This is a genomic window from Mesorhizobium sp. M4B.F.Ca.ET.058.02.1.1, assembly GCF_003952505.1.
GTDB lineage: Bacteria > Pseudomonadota > Alphaproteobacteria > Rhizobiales > Rhizobiaceae > Mesorhizobium.
The window spans coordinates 3,779,493-3,801,003 of record NZ_CP034450.1; the positions used below are offsets into that span (position 1 = coordinate 3,779,493).

At 64.8% G+C, this 21,511-nt stretch carries 18 protein-coding genes and 2 pseudogenes; 11 read left to right on the plus strand and 9 right to left on the minus strand.

Translation table 11 applies throughout. From position 1 onward, the window contains the following. Nucleotides 1-24 precede the first annotated feature (24 nt). On the plus strand, nucleotides 25-1,437 hold the full coding sequence (locus tag EJ073_RS18430; RefSeq protein WP_126059270.1) for a sodium:proton antiporter: 1,413 nt from the start codon (nucleotides 25-27) through the stop codon (nucleotides 1,435-1,437). Nucleotides 1,438-1,595: 158 nt separating this feature from the next. Next, nucleotides 1,596-2,482 (plus strand): annotated as a pseudogene (locus EJ073_RS32950) (ornithine cyclodeaminase family protein). A gap of 5 nt (nucleotides 2,483-2,487) precedes the next feature. On the opposite strand, the gene EJ073_RS18440 reads toward EJ073_RS32950, so the two are convergent. The 8 genes and pseudogenes from EJ073_RS18440 to gcvA form a co-directional block, all read right to left on the minus strand. Next, nucleotides 2,488-3,207, minus strand: a complete 720-nt coding sequence (locus tag EJ073_RS18440) for an ABC transporter ATP-binding protein (protein WP_126057013.1) — start codon at nucleotides 3,205-3,207, stop codon at nucleotides 2,488-2,490. After that, entirely contained in the window at nucleotides 3,200-3,928 is a 729-nt protein-coding gene (locus EJ073_RS18445; protein ID WP_126057014.1) for an ABC transporter ATP-binding protein, read from the minus strand. The genes EJ073_RS18440 and EJ073_RS18445 overlap by 8 nt, the downstream gene beginning before the upstream one ends. Next, nucleotides 3,925-4,887 (minus strand): branched-chain amino acid ABC transporter permease, encoded by a 963-nt coding sequence (locus EJ073_RS18450; protein ID WP_126057015.1) that lies wholly within the window; start codon nucleotides 4,885-4,887, stop codon nucleotides 3,925-3,927. Before EJ073_RS18450 ends, EJ073_RS18445 begins: the two co-directional genes overlap by 4 nt. Further along, a complete protein-coding gene (locus EJ073_RS18455; RefSeq protein ID WP_126057016.1) occupies nucleotides 4,884-5,765 on the minus strand; it encodes a branched-chain amino acid ABC transporter permease in 882 nt (293 codons plus the stop codon). Before EJ073_RS18455 ends, EJ073_RS18450 begins: the two co-directional genes overlap by 4 nt. A gap of 213 nt (nucleotides 5,766-5,978) precedes the next feature. Further along, on the minus strand, nucleotides 5,979-7,283 hold the full coding sequence (locus EJ073_RS18460) for an ABC transporter substrate-binding protein (RefSeq protein WP_126057017.1): 1,305 nt from the start codon (nucleotides 7,281-7,283) through the stop codon (nucleotides 5,979-5,981). 129 nt (nucleotides 7,284-7,412) lie between these two features. Beyond that, nucleotides 7,413-8,798 (minus strand): hypothetical protein, encoded by a 1,386-nt coding sequence (locus tag EJ073_RS18465; protein WP_126057018.1) that lies wholly within the window; start codon nucleotides 8,796-8,798, stop codon nucleotides 7,413-7,415. Nucleotides 8,799-8,891: 93 nt separating this feature from the next. Further along, nucleotides 8,892-10,180 (minus strand): annotated as a pseudogene (locus EJ073_RS18470) (nicotinate phosphoribosyltransferase). A 176-nt stretch (nucleotides 10,181-10,356) separates the two neighbouring features. After that, nucleotides 10,357-11,331 carry a transcriptional regulator GcvA gene (gene gcvA, locus EJ073_RS18475; RefSeq protein WP_126057019.1) on the minus strand — a complete coding sequence of 325 codons (975 nt, stop codon included), beginning with the start codon at nucleotides 11,329-11,331 and terminating at the stop codon, nucleotides 10,357-10,359. Between the two features lie 213 nt (nucleotides 11,332-11,544). On the opposite strand from gcvA, the gene speB reads away from it, so the two are divergent. The 8 genes from speB (at nucleotide 11,545) to EJ073_RS18515 (ending at nucleotide 18,827) form a co-directional block, all read left to right on the plus strand. Then, on the plus strand, nucleotides 11,545-12,600 hold the full coding sequence (speB, locus tag EJ073_RS18480) for an agmatinase (RefSeq protein ID WP_126059271.1): 1,056 nt from the start codon (nucleotides 11,545-11,547) through the stop codon (nucleotides 12,598-12,600). Nucleotides 12,601-12,679: 79 nt separating this feature from the next. Next, the gene (locus EJ073_RS18485; protein WP_126057020.1) at nucleotides 12,680-13,483 is read left to right on the plus strand and encodes a transporter substrate-binding domain-containing protein; all 804 of its coding nucleotides are present in this window, start codon (nucleotides 12,680-12,682) and stop codon (nucleotides 13,481-13,483) included. 108 nt (nucleotides 13,484-13,591) lie between these two features. Beyond that, nucleotides 13,592-14,260, plus strand: coding sequence for an amino acid ABC transporter permease (locus EJ073_RS18490; RefSeq protein WP_126057021.1), 669 nt, complete (start codon nucleotides 13,592-13,594; stop codon nucleotides 14,258-14,260). Then, the gene (locus EJ073_RS18495) at nucleotides 14,257-14,904 is read left to right on the plus strand and encodes an amino acid ABC transporter permease (protein WP_126057022.1); all 648 of its coding nucleotides are present in this window, start codon (nucleotides 14,257-14,259) and stop codon (nucleotides 14,902-14,904) included. The genes EJ073_RS18490 and EJ073_RS18495 overlap by 4 nt, the downstream gene beginning before the upstream one ends. A gap of 70 nt (nucleotides 14,905-14,974) precedes the next feature. After that, a complete protein-coding gene (locus EJ073_RS18500; RefSeq protein ID WP_126057023.1) occupies nucleotides 14,975-16,063 on the plus strand; it encodes an extracellular solute-binding protein in 1,089 nt (362 codons plus the stop codon). Nucleotides 16,064-16,138: 75 nt separating this feature from the next. Further along, nucleotides 16,139-17,176: an ABC transporter ATP-binding protein gene (locus EJ073_RS18505; RefSeq protein WP_126057024.1), complete on the plus strand. Its 1,038-nt coding sequence runs from the start codon at nucleotides 16,139-16,141 to the stop codon at nucleotides 17,174-17,176. Continuing rightward, on the plus strand, nucleotides 17,173-18,027 hold the full coding sequence (locus EJ073_RS18510; protein WP_126057025.1) for an ABC transporter permease: 855 nt from the start codon (nucleotides 17,173-17,175) through the stop codon (nucleotides 18,025-18,027). Before EJ073_RS18505 ends, EJ073_RS18510 begins: the two co-directional genes overlap by 4 nt. Continuing rightward, a complete protein-coding gene (locus EJ073_RS18515; RefSeq protein ID WP_126057026.1) occupies nucleotides 18,024-18,827 on the plus strand; it encodes an ABC transporter permease in 804 nt (267 codons plus the stop codon). Before EJ073_RS18510 ends, EJ073_RS18515 begins: the two co-directional genes overlap by 4 nt. A gap of 43 nt (nucleotides 18,828-18,870) precedes the next feature. Here EJ073_RS18515 and EJ073_RS18520 read toward each other — a convergent pair whose 3' ends face one another. Then, nucleotides 18,871-20,274, minus strand: a complete 1,404-nt coding sequence (locus EJ073_RS18520; protein ID WP_126057027.1) for an MATE family efflux transporter — start codon at nucleotides 20,272-20,274, stop codon at nucleotides 18,871-18,873. A 208-nt stretch (nucleotides 20,275-20,482) separates the two neighbouring features. Here EJ073_RS18520 and EJ073_RS18525 point away from each other — a divergent pair, with 208 nt between their 5' ends. Further along, nucleotides 20,483-21,400, plus strand: coding sequence for an AraC family transcriptional regulator (locus EJ073_RS18525; protein ID WP_126057028.1), 918 nt, complete (start codon nucleotides 20,483-20,485; stop codon nucleotides 21,398-21,400). Nucleotides 21,401-21,511 lie beyond the last annotated feature (111 nt).

Here is a 21,511-nt window from a genome sequence, read left to right on the forward strand (position 1 = left end):
GGCTTCATACAATTGGCGTGGACACTGGCAGCAGGCCTACCAGCCCTGGCTGTCCTTCTGTTTCCGCAATTCGCCTTCGCAGCGGCGGACCACGAACTGCCCGGCGCGGCGATGTCGCTCTGGTGGGTGCTGCCATTTGCCGGCCTGCTGTTGTCGATCGCCACCGGACCGCTGCTCTTTCACCACGTCTGGGAGCATCACTACGGCAAGATCACCGCGGGCTGGGCAATGCTCGTGGTGGTGCCGCTGGCGATCGCCTTCGGCATCCCTTCGGCCATACAAGCGGTGCTGCACACGCTGCTCACCGAATACATGTCCTTCATCATCCTGTTGTTCGCGCTCTACACGATTTCCGGCGGCATCCTGCTTGCCGGCAACATCCACGGCACGCCGCTGGTCAATGCCGGGCTTCTGCTTGCCGGCGCGCTGCTTGCCTCGGTGATCGGAACGACCGGCGCCTCGATGATCCTGATCCGGCCGATCCTGCGCGCCAATGACAACCGGCCGTTCAACGCGCATGTCGTGATCTTCTTCATCTTCCTGGTCTCCAACATCGGCGGCTCGCTGACGCCGCTCGGCGACCCGCCGCTGTTCGTCGGCTTCCTGCGCGGTGTCGATTTCTTCTGGACGACCGCCAATCTCTGGCGCGAGACGCTATTCACCGGCGGACTAGTGCTCCTGGTCTTTCTGGGCATCGACACCATGCTGCACCGGCGCGAGGGCGGCATGCCGAAGATCATGGACCCGACGCCGGACAAGGAGGTCCGCCTGCGCGGCCTGCCCAACATTCCGCTGCTGGCCGGGGTGATCGGCGCGATCCTGATGTCGGCGACCTGGAAGCCGGGCGCCGGTCTTTCCATCCTCGGCGTCGGCCTCGAACTGCAGAACCTCGTGCGCGACGCCATCATCCTGGCGCTGGCGTTCGCCTCGCTCGCCGTCTCGCGCAAGAGCCATCGCGAGGCGAACGGCTTCACCTGGGGACCGATCGCCGAGGTGGCGAAATTGTTTGCCGGCATCTTCATCGCAATCGTGCCGGTGATCGCCATCCTGAGGGCCGGCCCCGGCGGCGCGCTGGCGCCGCTGGTCGCGCTGGTGACATCGCCTTCCGGCCAGCCGAACAACTTGGCCTATTTCTGGCTGACCGGGGCGCTGTCGTCCTTCCTCGACAATGCGCCGACCTATCTGGTTTTCTTCGAGCTTGCCGGCGGCGACCCGCAGCGCCTGATGGGCGAATTCGCATCCACCCTCGCCGCGATCTCGGCCGGCGCGGTGTTCATGGGCGCCAACACCTATATCGGCAATGCGCCGAACTTCATGGTCTTTGCGATCGCCAGGCATCGCGGCGTGAAGATGCCGGGGTTCTTCGGCTACATGGCGTGGTCGGGTCTGGTGCTGATCCCCGCTTTCCTGATCGCCGGCTTCCTGTTTTTCGGCTGAGCCGAAAAGCCAACCGGCGCTTCTGCGTATGCGGGGCCAGCGGTTTCTGCTATTGTCGGGGAGGGTGCGGGGTTACGTCGGGGGCGACATTGACCATCGAGAAGCTGCCCTATCTGTCAGCCGAATTCCTGGATGGCCTGGCGATTTCGACGTCCGATGTGGTCGACGAAATCGAGCGGCAGATCATCGGTCAGCGGCGGGGCGAAGTATGGTGTGCGCCCAAGGCGGTGGTGCTGCCAGGCGACGACCGCTACATCATGGCGACTCTCGGAGTAGCTACCGAACCTCGGGTACTGGCGACCAAGTCGCTGGTGGTCAATCCCCGTAATTCCGAGCGGGGACTTGCAACGCTTAACTCGCTGATCACCCTTCTCGACGCTGAGACCGGACTGCCGCTAGCTGTGGTCGACGGCAATTGGGTGACCGCGAAGCGCACGGCTGGTCTAAGCGCCGTGGCGGCCCGGCGTCTGGCGCGGGCCGACCCGGCATGCGTCGCGTTCATCGGATGCGGGGTTCAGGCGCGCGGTCATCTCGAAGTTCTGGCCGACCTTTTCCGTTGCAGGAGATTCGAGCCTTTGCCCGGAGCAAAGGCAGTCGTGAAGCACTCTGCCGGATCGCTGAAACACGTGGTCTCAGAGCAGTCCCGAGCGATACTGCCAAGGCGGCGGTCGAACCCGCCGACATCGTGGTGACGACAGTCACGTTGATACCCGAGCCCGTTCCATTTTTGGATGCCCGATGGCTGAAGGCAGGAGTCTTCGCGACGATGACCGACCTGGCCCTGCCTTGGCTACCCGAAACCATGGCCATCTTCGATCGCATCGTCATAGACGATTTGGTGCAAGAGGCGCAGATGAGCAAACCCATGGTGAGACCCGAACTCGTCGCCGGCGACTTGACCGGTTTGGTCAGCGGCGACGTGCCGGGTCGTCAAAGCGCGAGTGAGCGAACGGCGTTCGCGTTCCGCGGCATGGCGGTCGGCGATCTCGCTATTGCCGGCCTGGCATTTGTGCGCGCGAAAGCGATCGGTGCGCTGGACGATTAGAGGCTTCAACCGACGCCGACATACCGCCTGACCGCCGACGGATCCGCGCGCAATTGCTCGACATCAACCGTCTCGCGGTTGCGGCCGTTCTCGATAAAGCAGACGCGGTCGGCGACCGACAGAACCGCATCGACGCGCTGCTCGACAAGAATGGTGGAGACGCCGCGCTCGCGCAGCTTGGCCACCGTCTCGCGGATCTTGGCGATCATCGACGGCATCAGACCTTCGGTCGGCTCGTCAAGCAGCAGCACCTGCGGTTCGAGGCAGAGCGCACGCGCCATGGCCAGCATCTGCTGCTCGCCGCCGGACAGCGTGCCGGAGCGCTGCCTGAGACGCTGGCGCAGCAATGGAAAAAGGTCGAGGACATTTTCCCGCACGGCCTTGCCCTTGCCGCGCGTCATCAGGCCGATTTCGATGTTTTCCGTCACCGTCATCTCGGCGAACAATCGCCTGCCCTGCGGCACATAGGCGACGCCGGCCTTCGGCACGTCGTGCGCCGCCAGGCCGGTGAGCTCCGTGCCGTCGAGTCTGATCGAGCCGGCCGCCGCCGGAACCAGGCCCATGATCGCCTTCAGCGTGGTCGTCTTGCCGGCGCCGTTGCGGCCGAACAGGCAAAGCACCTCGCCCTTGTTGAGAACAAGGTCGAGCCCGTAGAGGACCTGGACCTCGCCGTAGAAGCAGTCGAGCCCGGAGATGGCCAGCGCCTTGGAGCCTGCCTCAGTCATGGCCGGCCCCGAGATAGGCGTCCTGCACCTGGCGATTCCCGCGCACCTGTTCCGGCGTGCCTTCGGCGAGGATACGACCGGCGTTGAAGACGGTGATGCGGTCGGCGAGCTGCATGACGACCGGCATGTTGTGCTCGATCAGGAGCACGGTGGCGCTTTTGGCGATCTCGCGCACGAGCTCGATGAAATTGTCGATCTCGCTGTCGGCCAACCCTTGCGTCGGTTCGTCGAGGATCAAGAGGCGCGGCTTCAGCGCCAGACCCATCGCCACTTCGAGCAGCCGCTGGTGGCCATAGGATAGCTGGCCCGCCGGCATATGGGCGCGACCGGCAAGGCCGGTGCGCTCGAGCGCGGCCATCACGCCGGCCCTGACCGCGCCCTTGGAACGTCCGTCGGTCAGCGTACGCTGCACCGGCAAAGCGACATTGTCGTAGGCGGAGAGATTGGCGAAGACGCTGGTAATCTGGAAGGTGTAGGCGACGCCGAGGCGAACCCGTCTGTGGGCCGGCAGGCTGGTGATATCGGCGCCATCAAAGACGATCATCCCGGATGAAGGAGGGATGCGGCCGCTGACCAGGCTGACGAAGGTAGTCTTGCCGGCGCCGTTGGGACCGATGACGGCGCGGATCTCGCCCGGCATCAGCGCGAAGTCGACATTGTCGACGGCGCGCAGGCCACCGAAATTGCGGGACAGGCCCTTGGTTGTCAGAAGCGGCATCATGGCAGCCACCCGAGCCAGCGCTGGCGGATGCTGCCCATGATCCCCTTCGGGAAGAACAGCACCAGCAGGATGAGCGCGACGCCGACGATCAGCAGATAGGCCGAGGTGAAGCCGCTGGTGATGTCGGTGACATAGTACATGAACAGCGTGCCGATGAGGGGGCCAAGCGCGGTGGCGGCGCCGCCGAGCAGCACCCAGAGCAGCGGCAGGATGGAATACTGCACCGAGGCGAAGCTGGAGCCGACATAGCCGAACAGAAGCGCATAGGCGGCGCCCGAGGCCGCGCAGATGGTGCCGGAGACGACGACGGCGGCGAGCTTGTTGGAGAAGGTGTCGTAGCCGAGCATTTTCGTCCGTTCCTCGTTCTCGCGGACGGCGACCAGCACGCGGCCATAGCGGGAGCGGATGACGGCAAGCGTCGCCAGCAGGACGATGGAGAACAGGGCCAGCGCGCTCATGTAGCGCACGGTCGGGTTGGTGAGGTCGAGCGTCGTGCCGCCGAGGGTCAGCACCCGCGCCGCTTGCTGCACGACCAGGCCCTGGTCGCCGCCGGTCCAGACGGCGAAATAGAGGATGAGCAGCGAAAACACCTGCGCGAACATCATGGTGACGATCATGAACGCCACACCCGAAGTGCGCAGCGCCAGCACGCCGATCGCCAGGGCCAGCAGCGCGCCGCAGGCGATGCCGGCGAGGAAGGCGGCCGGCACGCTCCAGCCGAGATGATAGACGCTTAAGCCCGCGCCGTAGAGGCCGGCGGCGAAGAACATGGCATGGCCGAGGCTGAGCAGGCCGACATAGCCGAACAGCAGATTGTAGCCCATGGCGAAGACCGCCAGCACCATGATGCGGGCAATGAGGCCGTGGTGATAGTCCGGCAGGGCGAAGCTCAGCGCGAAGAGCAGGGCGATGACGCCGAGATGCAGCGCATAGGCCCTTGCCGGCGAAGCTTCCGTCATCGCGACGCCGTCCCGAACAGGCCTTGCGGCCGGAACACCAGCACCATGGCAACGACAAGCGTGGCGATGATCTTGGCCAGCGTCGGCGAGAAGAACATCGAGATGATGCCATCCGACAGGCCGATCAGCACGGCGGCGACGAGGGTGCCGCGCAGCGAGCCGAGGCCGCCGATGATGACGACGATGAAGGAGAGCAGCAGCGGATCCTGCCCCATCAGATAATGCGCCTGGCTGATCGGCACGATCAGCACCGCGGCTATTGCCGCCAGCATGGCGCCGAACGCGAAGACGCCGCCATAGACCCGGTCGACCGGAATGCCGAAGGCCTGCGCGGTCTCGCTGTCATACTGGGTGGCGCGCATCAAGAGCCCAACCTTGGTCCGTGTCAGCACCAGCCAGGTCGCGACGAGCAGCAGCGCGGAGGCCGCGACCACCGACAGCTTGTAGCCGGAGTAGCCGAACCAAGGCAGCAGGATGCGGTAGCTGAAGGGTGGCTCGACCGGGAGCGCCTCGGGGCCGTAGAAGCTCAGCGCCAATTGCTGGATGATGTAGAGCATGCCGATGGTGGCGACGATGGTGGCTTCCGGATTGTAATTGAGCCGGCGCAGCACCAGCCGCTCCGCGAGCAACGCAACCGCGCCGACGATGAGCGGTGCAATTGCCAGCGCGGCGACGAAGCCGAGTGCCGGATGGCCCGAGATCGCAGTCGAGATCGCCCAGGCCAGCACCGCGCCGAGCATGAAGAACTCGCCATGGGCGACGTTGACGACGCGCATCACGCCGAACACCAGCGACAGGCCAAGCGCTGTCAACGCCAGCACGGCGGAGGTGACGAGGCCTTCGAGGGCGGCGAGGAGGAGATGGGGTCCGAAGTGCATTGTTTATTTGCCAGCGGATGCGCCAGGCACCCCCTCTGCCCTGCCGGGCATCTCCCCCTCAAGCGGGGAGATTGGCAGGACCTGCGACGGCGCTTTTCTACCATCGTTGGTAATTGGCGAAACCCGCCGTGAAATCCGATCTCCCCGCTTGAGGGGAAGATGGCCGGCAGGACAGAGGGGGGTGGCTTGGCGCTCACGCTGCTGGAGCTAAGTTCACAGCGCCTGCGTCGTGTAATCCCCTTCCGGCTCGTAGAGGCCGTCCTCGATCTTGGTCTTGTGGACGACCTTGAGCTTGCCACTCTCGACCTTGGAGATGTTCTGGATGCCGAAGCACTGGTGGATCTTGCCATTGAAGGTCTTTGGCCCCTGCGGATGCTCCGGCCCTTCGGCGAATTCCTTCAGCGCCTCGGTCGCCTCGACCAGCTTGGCGCGATCCTCAGGCCCTTTGTAGCCGGCATCCTCCATCGCCTTCTTGACGACATAGAGCGTTTCCCAGCAGCCGAACATGTGCGAGGCGGTAGAGACGTCCTTGGGATCGCCGACGGCGGCGCCATTGTCGTCGATGCCGACAGCGGCGCGATAGGCCTTCTGGGCGGCGGAATCGTCGGCTTGCGCATAGCGCGGCGAACCTTCCCAGAAATGGCTACCGTCGAGGAATTCGAGGCCGGGGCTGTTGATGTCGGTGGCCTCGAGCGAATCCATGAAGCCGAACAGTTGTGGCCGCGACGAGCCGTAGAACTCGCCGAGCTCCTTGACGAAGGTGAGCACGGCCGGGCCGACCATGACATGGTAGATCACCTCGGTCTCGGCCGGAATCTGCGGGAAGTACTTGGTGAATGACGACTCCGTCGGCGGAATGGCGATCTGGGCGATGACGTCGGCGCCCTGTGCCTTCAGCGCCGGCGGCAGATAGTCGCGATGGTCGTAGCCGAAGGCGAAGTCGGGGAAGATCTGCGTCACCTTCTTGCCGGCATTGGCGGCGATCCACGGCGCCATCGACTGGATCTGGCTCTTCACATCGGTGATGCCGGGCTGGAAGACATAGCGGTTGAGCTTGGTCGAGGCGACGTGGTGGCCTTCGCTGACGACGAAATAGGGGATCTTGTTTTCGCCGGCGGCCGGCGCCGAACCGATCACGACATGCGAGAACAGGGTGCCGAAGACGATGTCGGTCTTGTGCTGGGTGGCGAACTTGCCGACCACTTCGGCGCCGCGGGCGGGATCGGTGCCGTCATCCTCGATGACCAGCTCGACCTGGCGGCCATTGATGCCGCCGGCATCGTTGATCGCCTTGACCGCGGCGGCGCTCGTCTTCTCGTACCAGCGGCCATAGGCGGCGCCGATGCCAGTGCGGTGCGACTGGAAGCCGATCTTGATCGGCGCCGAGCTCTGCGCCTGGCTGTAGCGGACGAAGCCCGGCGCGACGGCGAGGCCGGCGCCGGCGGCGAGGCCCTTCAGCGCAGTGCGGCGCGAAAGAGTGGTCTTGGAAAGATCGAAAAACCCATTCTTGTCAGACACGGCAGTTCCCCTGTTTTTTGAGTTTTGACCAATGGCTGTAACGAGGCAAAAATTGCATGTGTACAAACTAAATCACCAAAGCCTCGACCTGGCAAGCGAACTTCCCGGTCGGCACGGAGGCCGCCTTTTTTACCCGGCGGTCGGCGTGGCAAGCAGCCAAAGGCCAAAGACCGTGTAGGCAATCATCAGCACGGTAAGCGGTAGCTGGCTGAGCGCCGCGCGCGCCGCGACCGGATGCAGCCGCCAGGCCAGGCCATGGGCGACAAGGACGGCCAGCACATGGCCAAGGACGATGACGCCGGCCTCGAGATTCCAGAGCCACCAGGCCGAGTCGGCGCCGGCGATCACGCCGGCCTCGACCTCCATGCCGGCGGTACCGAACAGATTCCAGCCGAGCGCGAACGGATCGGACATAGCAGCCAGCGCATACTGGCCGTCGACCAGCAGCGCCGTCAGGTAGTGGGCGAAATGGTAGGCGAGCGCGATCGGCACGATCGACCAGACCAGCAGGCCGGCAGCTTGGCGCAGCGAATGGCCGCTGCCGGCAAGGCGCTGGCCGATATGGACGGCAAGCACGAACACCGCTGCCAGCAGGACGAAGGTCAAGACAAGGCCAGAGCTGCCGATGCCGATCAGCGCGGTGCGACCGGGAAACTCCAGCGGATTGACGCCGAACAGGCCGAGCCAGAAGAAGGTTTTCGACAGTCCGTCGAAGGAGACCGACGACAGCGCCAGCAGCAGGAAGGCCATGCCGCTTGTCGGCAGCGACTCGGCGGAGAGCAGCTTCGCGCCTGGCCAGCAGAGACTGAGCCTGCGCTTGCCGTCGCGCTCCACAACAGCAAAGCGCGCGACCATGCTGAAGAACACGCTCAGGAACTCGCCGCGCCGGCTCCAGTCGCGATGGCCGAAGACAAGCATCAGCACGAAGCTCAGCAGCCAGTAGAGGCCGGCGGCGTATGCCAGCCGGGCCGGGTCGTCGGGCGCCGGGTCGATCAGCTCGAACCAGGCGAAGGCGAAGAACAGCGCGACGGCCGGCCAGCTGCCGAGCCATGCGGGCAGGCGCTCTTCTTCGCCGTCGCGGCCAATCAGGCGGCTGACGACGCGCCACGGCCCGTACCAGGGGTCGAGCCACGACCAGAGGTCGCCGAGGAGCCCATGCAGCAGGGCCAGGCCGACCCAGAGCAGCGTCCATATGACGAGCGGCAGCGGGTTGGACAATGGATCGCGGCTGCCGAACAGGCCGGCGGCAAGGAGGATTGCGAAGCCGGCAAAAGATATCAGGCTGACGATCGCGCGCGTGCCGTCGCCAAAGGCAAAGAGCGGCAGGCGGCGGCGCCAGAAGCGGTCGAGGGCATCGGGCGGCAGCAGCGCCAGGACGAGAAAGCTGGCGGCAACGGCAAGCGCGCCGCCGGCGACATAGTAGCCGGTGGGGAGGAGAAGGACATGGCCACGGTCGGAGGCGTGGGCGAAGGCGGAAGTGGGGAGGAACGGTGTGAAGGCGGCTGCGAGAGCCAATCGCGAAGGTTGGCGCCCTACGGGGGGCGCGAAGGAACTCGGCCTATCCAACTCTGCCGTCTCGCATGGCGGTACGGGAAGCACCCGCCACCCTCACACCTTGACCAGTTGCCTCACCCGGTCCTTCTCGCCGAATATCCTCAGATACCGCTTGATCTCCTTCTCATCCCGGTGGCCTTGGCGGATTGTCGGAGCTGACCGCAGTCGTCGCTGACCTTGCAGACCAGCGATATGGCGTCGAGCCGGTTGGTCTCGGTCGGCGCGCAGCCCTCGAAATCGTTGGTGAGGTTGGTGCCCCAGCCGAAGGACATGCGCACCTTGCCGCGGAAGTGGCGGTAGGTCTCCTCGATCGTCTCGACCTCGAGCCCGTCGGAGAAGATCAACAGCTTCTGCCTGGGGTCCTTGCCCTTCTCGCGCCACCAGGACAGGATCTTCTCGCCACCCTCGATCGGCGGCGCGCTGTCGGGACGGAACCCGGTCCAGTCGGCGATCCAGTCCGGCGCATCGCGCAGGAAGGCAGCCGTGCCGAAGGTGTCGGGCAGCACGATCAGCAAATTGCCGCCATAATAGCGCTGCCAGTCCTGCAGCACCTTGTAGGGCGACTGCTTGAGCTCGCCTTCAGAATTGGCAAGGGCGGCAAACACCATCGGCAGTTCATGCGCGTTGGTGCCGAGCGCTTCCAGGTCGTTGTCCATCGCGAGCAGCACGTTGGAGGTGCCGGTGAAGGCCTCGCCGATGCCTTCCTTGAGCGCCTCGACGCACCAGCGCTGCCACAGGAAGGAGTGGCGGCGACGGGTACCGAAATCGGAAATGCGGATGCCCGGCAGTGCCTTCAGCCGCTCGGTCTTGGCCCACATCTTGGCCTTGGCGCGGGCATAGAGCACGTCGAGCGCGAAGGGGCCGAAGGCGCGCATGGCCGCGCGGGAACGGAGCTCATTGATGATAGCCAGCGCCGGGATCTCCCACAGCGTCGTGTACATCCAGGGGCCAGCGAAGGAGAGCTGGTACTGGCCGTCGCGCTTGGACAGCTCGTATTCGGGCAACTGGAAATCCTCCAGCCAGGCGAGGAACTCCGGCTCAAAGATCTGCTTGCGGCCATAGAAGGTGTTGCCGCCCAGCCAGATCATCTCCTTCTTGGAGAAGCGCAGGGTGCGGGCATGGTCGAGCTGGTCGCGCAACTCCTGCTCGTCGATCTCGTCGGCGAGGCGAACCGAGGTGGTGCGGTTGATCAGCGAGAAGGTGGCGTCGACCTTGGGGTACATGCCCCAGATCATCTGAAGCATCAGCAGCTTGTAGAAATCGGTATCGAGCAGGCTGCGGACGATCGGGTCCAGCTTCCAGGTATGGTTGTAGACGCGCCGCGCAATATCGGTCTTTGCCATGTCGTCCTACCGCCTTCGCTGCTCACTCTAGCGTTTGTCTGCGCAATCCCGGACGGAAAAGCGCTACGCACTTTCCAGGGATTGCCTTAGCCAAAGCCTCTTAGCATTGAATTTTCGGGAACGCCTCCCGCTTTGCGGGCTGGCCCGACAAAAAGGAAGCCGTCACGGTCCAGCCGTCAGGCCCCCGTCCTGGCGCCGATCACCCTCAGTGCCGGGCGTTTCCTGCGGCTGCCGATGCGCCCCGCGACCGGCGCGTCGGCGCGGCTGTCAGCCTGTTCCTTCTCGGCAAACAGCCAGTCGATGAACAGCTGGACGATCGGCGCCGACTTCATCTCGTTTCGGCACACGACGTAGAAATCGTCGACCGCCGGCACCGACAGGCTGAACGGCGCAACCAGCAGGCCCCTGGCCAGCAGCCCGCTTGCGGTCACCGTATCGCCGAGCGCCACGCCATGGCCGTGAACGGCGGCCTCGATCGCCACGCGCGCGTCACCGAGATGGTGGCGGCGGCCGCGCTCCAGATCGAGCGCATCCGCGGCGGCCAGCCAGGTGTGCCATTCACGGCCGTCGTCGCCATGCAGGAAGACATGATCGGCGAGATCGCGCACGGTGCGGATCGGGCGGTTGTTGATCAGCGTCGGGCTGACCACCGGGAACAGTTCGAGGCCGGACCACTTGCGCATCCAGCAGTCGCTCCAGCTGCCGTCGCCATAGTGCACGCAGACATCGATGTGCGGGGCGCGGATGTCCCTGGCGTCGTTGGAGGGAAGCAAGGTGAGCTGGATGTCCGGATATTGCGCGGTGAACGAGCCCAGCCGCGGCGCCATCCACAGCAGCAGCAGCGCCGGAACGCAGGATATGGAGAGCTTGCCGGCACTGGCAGGCCTCGTCATGCGCTGGGTGGCGGCGGCAATGCCGTCGAAGGCAGTCGATACCGCCGGCAAAAGCTCGGCGCCGTGCGGCGTCAACCTCACCCGCTGGCCAGCGCGCTCCAGCAGCTTGACGCCAAGCGACTGCTCGAGCGCCTTGATCTGGTGGCTGACGGCGCCGTGTGTGACATTCAGCTCCGCCGCCGCCTTGGTCAGCGAGGCGTGGCGCGCCGTCGCCTCGAAGGCGCGCAGCGGATTCAAGGGGGGCAGACGCTTGGCCATGGTGCACCTGTGCACTGTGAGATTTTCTCACAAGAAACACCCTAACAATATCAATTGATTTTTCAATGGAGCTGCCGGAGACTTTGTGCCGGAGCATCTTCAAGACGTGAAAATCTGCAGGCAGCCAGGGCGGGACCGCGGTCCGGCTGAATGGCGGTCAGCATCATAGGCGTTGCCGAAGCTTTCATTGCCAGCCAGACGGAGGAGACCGACATGGGTTACGATCGCGGCAAGCTCGAAGCGTTGCGTCGCAAGTATGGCGAGGGCCATGGCGGCGAGATGTTCGATCCGAAGTTCCGCAAGGTCGCCGACAAGATCTTCTCCAAGTCAGGCACGAGACTGGCGCCCTATTCCGGCATCCCGACCTTCCTTGCCGCGCCCTACCGCCAGGTGACCGCCGACAATCCGGATTTCGGCGACCTGCAGGTGGCGATGATCGGCGTGCCGATGGACCTCGGCGTCACCAACCGGCCGGGCTCGCGCTTCGGGCCGCGGGCGCTGCGCGCCATCGAACGCATCGGCCCCTACAACCATGTGCTGGAATGCGCGCCGACGCACGAACTTCGCGTCGCCGACATCGGCGACGTGCCGTTCCAGAGCCGCTACCGGCTGGAGACCAGCCATGAGGACATCGAGCGCCGCGCCAACCAGATCGTCGATGCCGGCGTCATCCCGCTGTCGGTCGGCGGCGATCACTCGATCAGCCATCCGATCCTGAAGGCGGTCGGCAAGAAGGCGCCGGTCGGCATGATCCATATCGACGCCCACTGCGATACCAGTGGCCTGTTCGACCTGACTAAATTCCACCACGGCGGACCGTTCCGCAACGCGGTGCTGGACGGCGTGCTCGATCCGTCGCGCACCATCCAGATCGGCATTCGCGGCGCGGCCGAATATCTGTGGGAGTTCTCCTATGAGTCCGGCATGACCGTCGTGCACGCCGAGGAGGTGACCGGCCTCGGCATTCCCGCCATCATCGAGAAGGCGCGCAAGGTCGTTGGCGACGGGCCGACCTACGTCTCCTTCGACGTCGACAGCGTCGATCCGGCCTTCGCGCCGGGCACCGGCACGCCGGAAGTCGGCGGGCTGACGACGCGCGAGGTGCTCGAACTGCTGCGCGGCCTCAAGGGCCTCAACATCGTCGGCGGCGACGTCGTCGAGGTGGCGCCGCAGTACGACGCGACCACCAACACCGCCCATGTCGGCGCCCAGGTCCTGTTCGAGATCCTGAGCCTGATGGTGTTCAGCCCGGCCATCAAGAAAGGCTGAGGCGACGCCAAGCCAATACGGCCGCCGCGCTGGAGCCGGCGGCCGGACTCAACAACAAGCTTCCAGCAGGGGAACTAAAATGACACTTCGCAACACGCTGAAATCCGCCACCACGGCAATGTTGATGCTCGGCGCCGCCGGCCTGTCCTCCCAGGCCGCCAGGGCCGATGCCATCGACGACATCACCAAGGCCGGCACCGTCAATGTCGGCATCTTCTCCGACTTTCCGCCCTTCTCCTCGGCCAGCGCCGACATGAGCATCAAGGGCTACGACATCGACGTGGCGCAGGCGATCGCCGACTCCCTGAAGGTGAAGCTGAACCTGGTCAGCGTCACCGGCCAGAACCGCATTCCCTATCTCACCGACAAACGCGTCGACTTCCTGATGAGCGTCGGCTACTCGAAAGAACGCGCCGAGGTGATCGATTTCGCCGCCGCCTACGCGCCCTACTATATCGCCGTCATCGGCCCGGCCGCGCTGTCGGTCAAAGGCAAGGAAGACCTTGCCGACAAGTCGATCGCCGTCAATCGCGGCACGCTGGAGGACACCTCGCTGACCGAAGCGGCGCCGGCTTCCGCCGACATCCGCCGCTTCGACAACTACAACTCCGTCATCCAGGCCTTCATCTCCGGCCAGACCCAGCTGATGGTTGTGGGCAACGATGTCGGCGCCCAGGTGCTGGCCAAGCAGGATGCGTTGCAGCCGGAGCAGAAGTTCCAGCTGCTGACCTCGCCCTCGCATATCGGCCTCAACAAGAACGAGGACCGACTGAAGAAGGCGATCAACGACGCGGTCGCCAAGATGCTGGCCGAAGGCAAGCTGGACGAGAGCTCGAAGGCCTGGCTGAAGACGCCGCTCAACCCCGACAACCTCAAGGACTGATCGCGAGCCCATCCCGATCGAATCGGGATGGGCTCAATCTTTGTTTGAGCATGATCTTTCTGAACCGAGGGTTCGGGATCATGCTTTGGAGCAACAGGGCGTTTTGCCATGGGCTACAGCCTCGACTTCGGCTGGCTTACGGGTGCGGCGGGCGCGATCGCGCGCGGCGCGGCGACGACGATCCTGCTGATCGCCGTCACCACGCTGGCGGGAACGTTCCTCAGCATCCTGGGGGCCGCCGGCAAAAGAAGCGGCCCAAAGCCGCTGCGGCTGGCGATCGCGACCTATGTCGAGGTAATGCGCAACACGCCGTTCCTGGTGCAGCTGTTCTTCATCTTCTTCGGCCTGCCCAGCCTCGGCATTAGACTCGATCCGATCCTGGCCGCCATGCTGGCGATGACGCTCAACATGGCGGCCTATACGATCGAGATCGTCGGCGCCGGACTGGACGCGGTGCCGCGCGGGCAGACGGAAGCCGCACTGGCGCTTGGGCTCAGGCCGCGCCTGGTGTTCGTCAAGATCGTGCTGCCGCAGGCGCTGAAGGTGATCTACCCGGCGCTGACCAGCCAGATCGTCATCATGATGCTGGAGTCGGCCGTCGTGTCGCAGATCGCGGTGCGGGAACTGACTTACGAGGCCGACATGCTGCAGGCGCGCACCTTCCGCGCCTTCGAGACCTATTTCGTGGTGACGCTGGTCTATCTCGGCCTGTCGATGGGGCTGCGCCGGTTGCTGGTCGGCGGCGGACGCCGCGTCCTGGGGGCCGGCGTGTCATGATCGAGTTCACTTTCTGGGACATATTGCGCAACCTGCTGCTCGCCGCGCGCTGGACGGTGCTGTTGTCGCTCGCCGCCTTCGTCGGCGGCGCGCTGGTCGGCCTGGCCGTACTGTTCTTGCGCATCGCCAAGACCAAATGGACCCGGCGGATTGCCTCCGGCTACATCGCGCTGTTCCAGGGAACGCCGCTCTTGATGCAACTCTTCCTGATGTTCTTTGGTCTGCCGATGCTCGGGCTGCGCATCGAGCCATGGACGGCGGCGGCGCTCGGCCTCACCTTCTTCGCCAGCGCCTATCTGGCCGAGATCTGGCGAAGCGGCGTCGACGCGCTGCCGCGCGGCCAGTGGGACGCCGGCGCCAGCCTCGGGCTGCACTACCTGCAGGAACTCAGGCTGATCATCCTGCCGCAGGCGTTCTCGATCACCCGCGCGCCGACCGTCGGCTTCCTGGTGCAGCTGATCAAGTCGACGGCGCTGACCTCGATCATCGGCTTCGAGGAACTGGTCAGGACCTCCAACGCCATCAACAACGCGACCTTCGAACCGTTCACCGTCTACGGACTGGTGGCGCTGATCTTCTTCGTCATGTGCTTTCCACTGACGCAATACGCGCGCGCGCTCGAGCAACGAGCGGCGGCACACTGATCCGCCTGACGGCGGAGAAACGCAACCAAGGGAACCCGCCGGACAACCGGCACAACAGAGGAGAATTGAAATGAACAGACTGATCGCAACACCCATCACCCGGCGCGGCGTGCTTGGCGCCGGCTTCGCCGCCGCCGGCGTGCTCGCCATGCCCGCGGTGCTGCGGGCGCAGGACAAGTCGCTGAAGGTCGGCGTCTATGGCGGCTACTTCAAGAAATCGTTCGACGAGCATGTCTTCCCGGAATTCACCAAGGCAACCGGCATCGCGGTGGAATCGGTCGCCGAACCGACCGGCGAGGCCTGGCTGGTGCAGCTCGAACAGGCGGCCAAGGCCGGGCAGGCGCCGGCCGACCTTTCGATGATGTCGCAGACCTCGACGCTGAAGGGCCAGTCGACCGAATTGTGGACGCCGCTCGACACCTCGAAGGTCAAGCATTACGACCAGCTGCTGCCCCGCTTCATCAACAAATATCCGGACGGCCGCGTCGCCGGCATCGGTGCCGTCGCCTGGTGGATCACGCTGGTCACCAACACCGACGTCTACAAGGACGCGCCGACGTCGTGGGCGGCACTCTGGGACAAGGCCAACGAGGACAAACTCGGCCTGCTGGCGCTCGCCTCCAACTCGTTCCTGCTCGAAGTGACGGCCAAGACCTTCATGGGCGGCACCAACGCGCTCGACACCGAGGACGGGCTGAACAAGGCGTTCGAGAAACTGGCCGAGGTCAAGCCGAACGTGCGCCTCTGGTATCGCGACGAGGCGCAGTTCGAGCAAGCGCTGAAGTCGGGCGAGATCCCGATGGGCCAGTACTACCACGACGTCACCGGGCTTGCGGCCGCCGACGGCTTCCATGTCCGTTCGACCTTCCCGAAGGAAGGCGGCATCCAGGATTCCGGCAACTGGGTGCTGTCGCGCGCCTCGACCAAGGTCGAGGAGGCGCACGCCTTCATCGACTTCATGAGCCAGCCTTCGATGCAGGGCGTCATGTCGCGCAAGGTCGGCACCACGCCGACGCTGAAGAAGGAGGTGCTCGACCTCAAGCCGGAAGAGTTCGCCGCTGTGTCGTCGGACATCGAGCCGATCATCCCGCGCTACGACCTCTATACGTCGAAGGCCGACTGGATCAACCAGAAGTGGACCGAGTTGATCGTCGGCTGAGCACTGGCATGAAACCGGCCGCCGGACATCTGCCCGGCGGCCCTTGCGGTGCAATATCCTGAGAGAGGGGTGAGCATGTCCGGATTGAACATCAACGCCATCACCAAGAAATTCGGCAATTTCGCCGCCGTCGACAATGTGCAGCTCAACGTGCCGCATGGCACTTTCGTGTGCCTGCTCGGCCCGTCGGGCTGCGGCAAGACCACGCTGCTGCGCATGATCGCCGGGCTGGAGGAACCGACCAGCGGCGCCATCGTGCTCGACGGCGAGGACATCACGCCGCTGCCGACGCACAAGCGCAATCTCGGCATGGTGTTCCAGTCGCTGGCGCTGTTTCCGCATCTGTCGGTCGGCGACAACATCTCTTATGCGCTGCGCATCCGTGGCGCCTCCAGGGAAGAGCAGAAGAAGCGGGTCGACGAGTTGCTGACGCTGATCCATCTGGCGGGCTTCGCAGACCGGCCCGTTGCCAAGCTTTCGGGCGGCCAGCGCCAGCGCGTGGCGATTGCCCGCGCGCTCGCCCTGTCGCCGAAACTGTTCCTGCTCGACGAGCCGCTGTCGGCGCTAGACGCCAAATTACGCGAGGCGATGCAGGTGGAACTGCGCCAGCTGCAGCAGCGGCTCGGTATCACCACCATCGTCGTCACCCACGACCAGCGCGAGGCGATGACCATGGCCGATCTGGTCGTCGTCATGGGCCACGGCAAGATATTGCAGGCGGCGCCGCCAATCGAGATCTACCGCAAGCCGGCCGACGCCTTCGTCGCCGACTTCATCGGCATCACCAACCTGTTGCCGGTCGAGGTCGACAGCGCCGGGCGCACCACCATCCTCGGCACCGCCATTCCGGGCCTCGCCATGCCGGCGGGGTTGCGCAAAGCTTCTGTGTCGATCCGTCCCGAGGACGTGCATCTTGGCGACCCTGGCGGTGCCGGCCTCACCGGCGAGGTGAGCTTCGTGCGCGACCTCGGCGGCACAATCGAGACCTTCATCGAGGTGGGCGGAACCAGCATCGTCGCGGTGACGACGCCGCGCGAGCGGCACGACGCGCCGGTTGGCGCCAAGGTCGGCGTCGTGCTGCCGCCGGAAAGCTGCGTGGTGCTCGGCTCATGAGACGCGAAGCTCCCAAGTCGGTAGCCGACTACACGCCGCTCTTCTTTCCGGGCCTGATGCTCATCATCTTCTTTGTCGTGCCATTCTCGACGATGATCGCGGTGAGCTTCTTCAAGCGCAATCCGTCCGGCTTCTACACACCGGATTTCGTCATCGACAATTACGCGCGCTTCCTGTCGGTCTTCTTCGGCGGCGTGCTCGGCTTTTCGCTGATGCTGGCGGTGCTGGTCGCCGTCTGCTGCGTGGCGATTGGCTTCCCTTTCACCTACCTCCTAACCAGGCGGCCGCGCCGCGTGCAGACGCTGTGGCTGGTCGGCCTGCTGTCGGTGCTGTCGCTGTCGGAAGTCATCATCGGCTTTGCCTGGTCGACGCTGTTCTCGCACACGGCGGGCATCACCAACCTGTTCGTGGCGATCGGGCTGATGGACAAGCCGGTGGCGCTGCTGCCGACTTTCGGCGCGGTGCTGACCGGCATGGTCTACCAGGCGCTGCCCTACACGATCCTGGTGCTCTATCCAGCGCTCGTCCGGCTCGACCCGACCCTGCTGGAGGCGGCGCGCACGCTCGGCGCCTCGCCGGTCAAGGCCTTCTTCAACGTCGTCGCGCCGGCGCTCCGCAACACCATCGTGGCGACGCTGATCATGGTCTTCGTCTTCGCGCTCGGCTCCTATCTGTTGCCGCAGATCCTCGGGCGGCCGCAACACTGGACGCTTTCGGTGCTGATCACCGACCAGGCGATCTACCAGTCCAACATGCCCTTCGCGGCGGCGATGGCGGTGTTCCTGGTACTGATCTCGCTGGCGCTTGTCGGCATGACACTGCTCGTCGGACGCAGGGAGAACGCGCTATGACCGCAACCTGGCTTCGCCGTCTCTACTTCACCGTCATCGCGCTGTTCCTGGCGGCGCCCCTCATCGTCGTTGCCGGTGTCTCGGTCAATTCGCGCCAGGAGCTGACCTTCCCGCCGGTCGGCTTCTCGGCTGCCTGGTACGCGCAGATCTTCACCGATCCGGAATGGCGGCTGGCGCTGATCCATTCGGTGACGCTCGCCGTCTGCTCGGCGGCGATCGCGGTGGCCATCGCGCTGCCGCTTGCCTGGTTCCTGTGGCGGCGCATCGCGCCATGGGCGAACATCTTCCAGGTGTTGGGGCTGGCGCCCTTCATCCTGCCGCCGGTCATCACGGCGCTCGGCTTCTTGAGCTTCTGGGCGACGGTCGGGCTTTTCGGCCAGTTCTTCACCGCCATCATCAGCCACGCGATCTTCTTCGTGACGCTGCCGCTGGTGACGCTGTCACTGGGCTTCGCCTCGATCGACCGCTCGCTGGTCGAGGCGGCGGCGACGATGGGCGCCGACGACCGCAAGGTGCTGAAGACGGTGGTGCTGCCGCTGATCCTGCCCTATCTCGTCTCCGGCTACGCCTTCGCCTTCGTGCTGTCGCTCAACGAGTATATCGTTGCCTACATGACGATCGGCTTCACCACCGAGACATTGCCGATCAAGATCTTCAACGCGCTGCGCTACGGCTACACGCCGACGATGGCCGCGGTGTCCGTGTTCTTCGTCGCGGTGGCGTCGCTGGTGTTCGGCTCGATCGCCAGGTTCGGCGACATCCGCAGGCTGCTCGGCGCCATGTCTTCCGACGGCAACTGAATACCCGTGAAACGCAACGGCCATCGATCCCGGTGGCCGTTCCTCAATGCCCGTAGGACAGCGCCGGCGTGATGCGGTCGCGCCGCAGCCAGCGCGCCAGCAGAAGTGCGGCCACCACCGCCAGTCCAGACGACAGGCCGATCCAGATGCCGACGCCGTTGAAGCCGAAATCGAAGGCGAGCAGCACGCCAAGCGGCAGGCCGACGCCCCAATATCCGATCGCGGCATAGATCATCGGCACCTTGGTGTCGTGCAGGCCGCGCAGCATGCCGGCCGTCACCGCCTGCGCGCCGTCGAAGATCTGGAATAGCGCGGCGAAGACCAGGAAGGAGACGGCAAGCGCGATCACCCTGGCATTGGCCGGATCGGTCAGATCGATGAAGGCGCTGATCAGGAGGTGCGGCCACAGGATCATCACCAGCCCCATCAGCGCCATGAAGGAAACGCCGATGACAAAGGCCGTCCAGCCGGCGCGGGAAACGCCTTCCGGATTGCCGGCGCCATGAGCCAGGCCGACGCGCACCGTGACGGCCTGGTTGAGGCCGAGCGGCACCATGAAGGAGATCGAGGCGATCTGGATCGCGATGGCGTGCGCGGCCAGTGAGTCCGCATCGATCAGACCCATCAGCAGGGCCGCGGCGTTGAAGATCGTCACCTCGAAAGCGAGGATGCCGGCGATCGGCAGGCCGAGCCTGAGCAGACCCTTGAAGCGCGGCCAGTCGGAGCGCCAGAAGCGGCCGAACAGGTGGTAGCGGCGGAATTTCTGCTCGAGCATCACCACCGCCGCCAAACCGGCGAACATCAGCGTGCTGGACAGCGACGTGGCGAGGCCAGAGCCGGAAATGCCCATCGCCGCGACGCCGAGATTGCCGAACATGAACACCCAGTTGAAGAAGGCGTTGCAGGCGACGGCGACGAAGACGATGACCAGCGCCCAGCCCGGCCGCTCCAGCGCCGAGATGAAGGAACGCAGCACGATATAGCCGTAGAAGGGCAGCACCGCCCATTCCAGCCAGCGCAGATAGATGCCGGCCTGATGCGCCAGCCTGGGCTCCTGGCCCATGGCCAGAAGCACGCTCTCGCCGTGCCAGAGGAAGACCCAGATCGGGATCGAGATCAGGATCGCCAGCCACAGGCCCTGGCGCACGGTGCGGCGCAGGTCGCGCACCGAATGGCGGCGGCGACCGAGCTCGGTCGCCATCATCGGCGAGGTCGCCAGCATCAGGCCGAGACCGAAGATCAGCGGCATGAAATAGAGGTTGGCGCCGAGCGCGCCGGCTGCCAGCGTGTCCGGCCCCAGCCGGCCCATCATCATGACGTCGGTCGCGGTCATGGCGGTTTGGCCGAGATTGGTCAGCACCATCGGCCAGGCAAGCGCCAGCGTCGCCCTGATTTCCTGACGCCAAAGATTTTCCGGCGCGCGAGCGCCGGCTTCGATCGCAGACATTTTCCGCTCTTCAGACCACGGCGCGTCGGGACAGAGCCCGGAAGCCGCACACAAACGGCGCAATATGGCGCCGTTTGCGTCGTCTATTGAACGAAATGCGACATGAAGGCAAGGGAGGACGGGCGGCGAACCATTGAGCCAGCGGCGCCGGCGCCTCGTTCACTTGCCGCACGGAGCCTGCTACGGGTTTCCGGGACGGGAGGAATGGATGACGTTCAGACAAAGGAAAAATACCGCCGCGATCCCGCGCACCGTGCCCTCCTTCGAGCATATCGTCACCGAAGCGAGCGACAGTTTCCTATGGCGTCTGGACGACTATCCGTGGGAACGCAATGTCTGGAACTTCCATCCGGAATACGAAATCCATTTGCTCAGGAAATCGTCGGGCGTGGCGCTGGTGGGCGATCATATCGGCGAGTTCGGGCCGGGTTACCTGGCGATCGTCGGCGGTGGCCTGCCGCATGACTGGGTGACCGCCGTGCAGCCCGGCGAGCTGATCGAAGGGCGCGATATCGTGCTGCAGTTCGATCCGCAGCGGCTGCGCGGCTCGGCGGGCCTGCTGCCGGAGCTGCGCGAGTTGGAGCCGTTCCTGGAGCGGTCGCTGCGCGGCATGGTCTTCCACGGACAGACGGCAATCGACGGCGCCGCGCTGCTGGAACGGATGGGCACGGTGCACGGGCTGCCACGGCTCTGCCTGTTCCTCGAGCTGGTCGACCTCTTGGCCAGCACCGATGAATACGAGCTGTTGTCGTCGCCCGATTTCTCGCCGCTGCTCGACGCCCAATCGCTCGACATCATCCAGCGCACGCTGACCTATCTGTTCCAGCACTTCGCCGAGGACCTGAAGCTGCCGGATGTGGCGGAGCTGGCCGGGATGAGCGAAAGCACATTCTCGCGCTTCTTCCAGAAGAACACAGGCAACAGCTTCAGCGACCACCTGGCCAAGCTCAGGCTCTGGCAAGCCTGCAAGCTGCTTTCCGACACCGAGATCCCGATCACCGATATCTGCTTCCAGGTCGGCTACATGAACATCTCCAACTTTAACCGCGCCTTCCTGCGCAAGCACAAGATGACGCCGTCATCCTACCGCAAGCTGTCGCGGCATCGGCTGGCGATGCGGGCCTGATCCGGTCGAGAACCGACTCCCAAAACAGCACTGATACTCGTGTGCCAAGTCTGTCCCGCCTTGGTGGTTTTTTGCGCCGCACAATGCATAAAAGTACAGGTTTGCTGCAAC

Bases quoted from the DNA above. Each gene is read 5' to 3' on its own strand.
- EJ073_RS18440 (WP_126057013.1), bottom strand. From the start codon at position 3,207: ATGACTGAGGCAGGCTCCAAGGCGCTGGCCATCTCCGGGCTCGACTGC.
- EJ073_RS18445 (WP_126057014.1), bottom strand. From the start codon at position 3,928: ATGATGCCGCTTCTGACAACCAAGGGCCTGTCCCGCAATTTCGGTGGC.
- EJ073_RS18450 (WP_126057015.1), bottom strand. From the start codon at position 4,887: ATGACGGAAGCTTCGCCGGCAAGGGCCTATGCGCTGCATCTCGGCGTC.
- EJ073_RS18455 (WP_126057016.1), bottom strand. From the start codon at position 5,765: ATGCACTTCGGACCCCATCTCCTCCTCGCCGCCCTCGAAGGCCTCGTC.
- gcvA (WP_126057019.1), bottom strand. From the start codon at position 11,331: ATGGCCAAGCGTCTGCCCCCCTTGAATCCGCTGCGCGCCTTCGAGGCG.
- speB (WP_126059271.1), top strand. From the start codon at position 11,545: ATGGGTTACGATCGCGGCAAGCTCGAAGCGTTGCGTCGCAAGTATGGC.
- EJ073_RS18485 (WP_126057020.1), top strand. From the start codon at position 12,680: ATGACACTTCGCAACACGCTGAAATCCGCCACCACGGCAATGTTGATG.
- EJ073_RS18490 (WP_126057021.1), top strand. From the start codon at position 13,592: ATGGGCTACAGCCTCGACTTCGGCTGGCTTACGGGTGCGGCGGGCGCG.
- EJ073_RS18495 (WP_126057022.1), top strand. From the start codon at position 14,257: ATGATCGAGTTCACTTTCTGGGACATATTGCGCAACCTGCTGCTCGCC.
- EJ073_RS18500 (WP_126057023.1), top strand. From the start codon at position 14,975: ATGAACAGACTGATCGCAACACCCATCACCCGGCGCGGCGTGCTTGGC.
- EJ073_RS18505 (WP_126057024.1), top strand. From the start codon at position 16,139: ATGTCCGGATTGAACATCAACGCCATCACCAAGAAATTCGGCAATTTC.
- EJ073_RS18510 (WP_126057025.1), top strand. From the start codon at position 17,173: ATGAGACGCGAAGCTCCCAAGTCGGTAGCCGACTACACGCCGCTCTTC.
- EJ073_RS18515 (WP_126057026.1), top strand. From the start codon at position 18,024: ATGACCGCAACCTGGCTTCGCCGTCTCTACTTCACCGTCATCGCGCTG.
- EJ073_RS18520 (WP_126057027.1), bottom strand. From the start codon at position 20,274: ATGTCTGCGATCGAAGCCGGCGCTCGCGCGCCGGAAAATCTTTGGCGT.
- EJ073_RS18525 (WP_126057028.1), top strand. From the start codon at position 20,483: ATGACGTTCAGACAAAGGAAAAATACCGCCGCGATCCCGCGCACCGTG.